This is a genomic window from Pseudomonas sp. 3296 (genome assembly GCF_031456615.1).
GTDB lineage: Bacteria > Pseudomonadota > Gammaproteobacteria > Pseudomonadales > Pseudomonadaceae > Aquipseudomonas > Aquipseudomonas mucoides.
Genome location: NZ_JAVDUY010000029.1, coordinates 1 through 1,709 on the forward strand (window position 1 = coordinate 1; position 1,709 = coordinate 1,709).

At 52.1% G+C, this 1,709-nt stretch carries 2 rRNA genes; both read right to left on the bottom strand.

The annotated features are described in order from the left end of the window. Positions 1-48: 48 nt before the first annotated feature. Positions 49-164, bottom strand: a 5S ribosomal RNA gene (gene rrf / locus J2X66_RS30120). A 148-nt stretch (positions 165-312) separates the two neighbouring features. Further along, positions 313-1,709, bottom strand: a 23S ribosomal RNA gene (locus J2X66_RS30125); the annotation flags it as partial.

Below are 1,709 nucleotides of genomic sequence, written 5' to 3' on the forward strand. Positions count from 1 at the left end.
AAAACAAAACCCCTACCTGCATACGCAGATAGGGGTTTCGGAATTTAATCTTGACGATGACCTACTCTCACATGGGGAAACCCCACACTACCATCGGCGATGCATCGTTTCACTGCTGAGTTCGGGATGGGATCAGGTGGTTCCAATGCTCTATGGTCGTCAAGAAATTCGGTAGCCAGCTCGTTTTCTCTTGCGAGATCACGCTCCAGCGAATGGGTATGTAATAGATTTGTGTGTTTGATTCGAACTTTCGACTGTATCGTCTTCACACACCGCAATCTGGCCTTTCGACGCAAATTGCTTGGGTGTTATATGGTCAAGCCTCACGGGCAATTAGTATTGGTTAGCTCAACGCCTCACAGCGCTTACACACCCAACCTATCAACGTCGTAGTCTTCGACGGCCCTTCAGGGGACTCAAGGTCCCAGTGAGATCTCATCTTGAGGCTAGTTTCCCGCTTAGATGCTTTCAGCGGTTATCTATTCCGAACATAGCTACCCGGCAATGCCACTGGCGTGACAACCGGAACACCAGAGGTTCGTCCACTCCGGTCCTCTCGTACTAGGAGCAGCCCCTCTCAAATCTCAAACGTCCACGGCAGATAGGGACCGAACTGTCTCACGACGTTCTAAACCCAGCTCGCGTACCACTTTAAATGGCGAACAGCCATACCCTTGGGACCGGCTTCAGCCCCAGGATGTGATGAGCCGACATCGAGGTGCCAAACACCGCCGTCGATATGAACTCTTGGGCGGTATCAGCCTGTTATCCCCGGAGTACCTTTTATCCGTTGAGCGATGGCCCTTCCATACAGAACCACCGGATCACTAAGACCTACTTTCGTACCTGCTCGACGTGTCTGTCTCGCAGTCAAGCGCGCTTTTGCCTTTATACTCTACGACCGATTTCCGACCGGTCTGAGCGCACCTTCGTACTCCTCCGTTACTCTTTAGGAGGAGACCGCCCCAGTCAAACTACCCACCATACACTGTCCTCGATCCGGATAACGGACCTGAGTTAGAACCTCAAAGTTGCCAGGGTGGTATTTCAAGGTTGGCTCCACGCGAACTGGCGTCCACGCTTCAAAGCCTCCCACCTATCCTACACAAGCAAATTCAAAGTCCAGTGCAAAGCTATAGTAAAGGTTCACGGGGTCTTTCCGTCTAGCCGCGGATACACTGCATCTTCACAGCGATTTCAATTTCACTGAGTCTCGGGTGGAGACAGCGCCGCCATCGTTACGCCATTCGTGCAGGTCGGAACTTACCCGACAAGGAATTTCGCTACCTTAGGACCGTTATAGTTACGGCCGCCGTTTACCGGGGCTTCGATCAAGAGCTTCGCGTTAGCTAACCCCATCAATTAACCTTCCGGCACCGGGCAGGCGTCACACCCTATACGTCCACTTTCGTGTTTGCAGAGTGCTGTGTTTTTAATAAACAGTCGCAGCGGCCTGGTATCTTCGACCGGCATGGGCTTACGCAGTAAATGCTTCACCCTCACCGGCGCACCTTCTCCCGAAGTTACGGTGCCATTTTGCCTAGTTCCTTCACCCGAGTTCTCTCAAGCGCCTTGGTATTCTCTACCCAACCACCTGTGTCGGTTTGGGGTACGGTTCCTGGTTACCTGAAGCTTAGAAGCTTTTCTTGGAAGCATGGCATCAACCACTTCGTGTTCTAAAAGAACACTCGTCATCAGCTCTCGGCCTT